Annotated in this window: 3 protein-coding genes and 1 pseudogene; all 4 read left to right on the forward strand. The window is 44.6% G+C overall.

Annotated features, from left to right (window positions below):
* Window positions 1-32 precede the first annotated feature (32 nt).
* Window positions 33-302 (forward strand): 30S ribosomal protein S16, encoded by a 270-nt coding sequence (rpsP, locus tag WAZ74_RS07470; protein ID WP_079692811.1) that lies wholly within the window; start codon window positions 33-35, stop codon window positions 300-302.
* 190 nt (window positions 303-492) lie between these two features.
* Window positions 493-1,026, forward strand: coding sequence for a ribosome maturation factor RimM (gene rimM / locus WAZ74_RS07475; RefSeq protein WP_422307416.1), 534 nt, complete (start codon window positions 493-495; stop codon window positions 1,024-1,026).
* A gap of 84 nt (window positions 1,027-1,110) precedes the next feature.
* Complete coding sequence (gene trmD / locus WAZ74_RS07480; protein WP_422307418.1) at window positions 1,111-1,881, forward strand: tRNA (guanosine(37)-N1)-methyltransferase TrmD; 771 nt, start codon at window positions 1,111-1,113, stop codon at window positions 1,879-1,881.
* A 199-nt stretch (window positions 1,882-2,080) separates the two neighbouring features.
* Window positions 2,081-2,172, forward strand: a pseudogene (locus WAZ74_RS07485) (50S ribosomal protein L19); the annotation flags it as partial.

Below are 2,172 nucleotides of genomic sequence, written 5' to 3' on the forward strand. Positions count from 1 at the left end.
TTTTTGGTATACCTGCGAAAGAGAGAATTCACATGGTTGTTATTCGTTTAGCACGGGGCGGTGCCAAGAAACGCCCATTTTATCAAGTAGTTGTTGCTGATCAACGCCGCGCGCGTGACGGTCGCTACATTGAAAACATCGGCTTTTTTAACCCACTCGCTAAAGATTCTGAAGAAGCAGTGCGCCTAAACATGGAAGCGTACAATGCGTGGATCGAAAAAGGTGCACAACCTTCAGATCGCGTTGCTTCATTAGCAAAAGCTTATAACAAAGCTGCGGCTACTACTGAAGCGACTGCTTAATTTTTAAGCATGCGTTTTAGTAGTGAATAATGATAGCGCGATAATAGCGTTATCTCGTAGTTTTTAGAACACAGCGTAGCTGGTCTGACCAGTGTGCGCGATTAACTGTTTATCGCTGTTTTAATTGACTACCGTGGTTGAACGGGCGCGATTTATTCACTGCTGTTTATATATTGTTAGGTTAGCCGTTATGTCATCTGTTCCAGACGCTAGTACCCTTATGAAAATCGGTCAACTCAAAAAGCCTTATGGCATTAAAGGTTGGCTTTGGGTGTTTAGCGACACTGATGAGCATGCGGAAATATTTGACATTAAGCCGTGGTGGATGAAAACAGCGACCGGCATGAAGCCGTTAACTGTTAAAGCGTGGCGCGAGCAAGGCCCAGGGCTTGTGGCTCAGTTTGAGCAAGTCCCTGACCGTAATATTGCTGAAACCATGCATGGTGTTACCATTTGGGTTGCTCAAGACGTATTGCCAGAACCAGGCGCCGACGAATATTATTGGTCGGACTTGATTGGTATGCGGGTTATGAATGAGCAAGACCAGTATCTTGGTGATATCACTGAAATGTTTGAGACCGGTGCCCATGACATTATGCGTGTCGCGGCAACCTCAGACAGTTTAGATGGGGAAGAGCGCCTGATACCTTGGCACAAGAAAACTGTGATGCAGGTCGATATGACCAGTAAAACGGTAACGGTAGCTTGGGAAAGCGACTATTAATTTAATAATGTTATTTTAATTATTAATGCTAACGTCGCACTCATCATGTCAGTCGTTATTTAAGCGCTTGTATGTAGGATTCAGATGTATTTTGCCGTGATTAGTATTTTTCCTGAGATGTTTGCAACGATTCGTGATTTTGGTATCACGGCGCGTGCAGTGACTCAGGAAAAGGTCACGATTGAATGCATTAATCCACGCGATTATACTACTGACAACTATCGCCGTATTGACGAACGTCCTTATGGTGGTGGTCCTGGTATGGTAATGATGGCTGAGCCATTGTCACAAGCTATCGAAGATGCCCGTCTGCGCGCCAGCCAACATGGTTGCCGTATGGATGCAGCGCACTGTCCGGTGATTTATATGTCACCACAAGGGCAGACGCTGAGCGAGGGTAGCGTGGTCGATATGACTGAGTATGACGGCATGATTATATTATGTGGTCGTTACGAAGGTATTGATGAGCGCTTATTATCGCGGTATGTCGATAGGGAAGTGTCACTTGGTGATTATGTACTGACCGGTGGTGAGCTACCAGCGATGGTGCTAATGGATAGTGTGATACGTCGTCTGCCTGATATTATGGGTGATGATAAGTCAGCTGAGCAAGACTCGTTCGTCGATGGCCTGCTTGATTGTCCACACTATACGAAGCCGCATGAGTTTGCTGGTATGGCAGTGCCTGAAGTACTACTTTCAGGACATCATGCCAATATCGCTAAGTGGCGCTTTAGCCAACAAGTTGAACGTACGCAAACGCGGCGTCCAGACTTATGGCAAGCGTTTACGCCAACGGTAGAGCAAGCAAAGTGGCTTAAAGCATTGGCTAAAGCAGATAAAAAGCCACGTTAATAGCGGTTAAAAACATAAACAGTTAAGCAATAAAATTTTGAGCAGTAATAAAACGAGTCATAGCATAATGGCCGTTTGTCATAACCCATTTACGTTGTAGTTATTATTAATCAAAGATATTAATAATAGCTATGATTAATTATTACAAACAGGTGATATGCGTCAAGCCTCTATTATCTAATGTGAGGAGATAACTCTCATGAGCAACAAGCATCCATTGGTTCAGGTCATCGAAAATGCTCAATTGATTGAGCGCCCAAGCTTTGCACCCGGCGATACCGTTGTGGTTCA

The organism is Psychrobacter sp. (genome assembly GCF_049295055.1).
Lineage (GTDB): Bacteria > Pseudomonadota > Gammaproteobacteria > Pseudomonadales > Moraxellaceae > Psychrobacter.

Coding starts and splice junctions, on each gene's coding strand:
- rpsP (WP_079692811.1), top strand. CDS start 33: ATGGTTGTTATTCGTTTAGCACGGGGCGGTGCCAAGAAACGCCCATTT.
- rimM (WP_422307416.1), top strand. CDS start 493: ATGTCATCTGTTCCAGACGCTAGTACCCTTATGAAAATCGGTCAACTC.
- trmD (WP_422307418.1), top strand. CDS start 1,111: ATGTATTTTGCCGTGATTAGTATTTTTCCTGAGATGTTTGCAACGATT.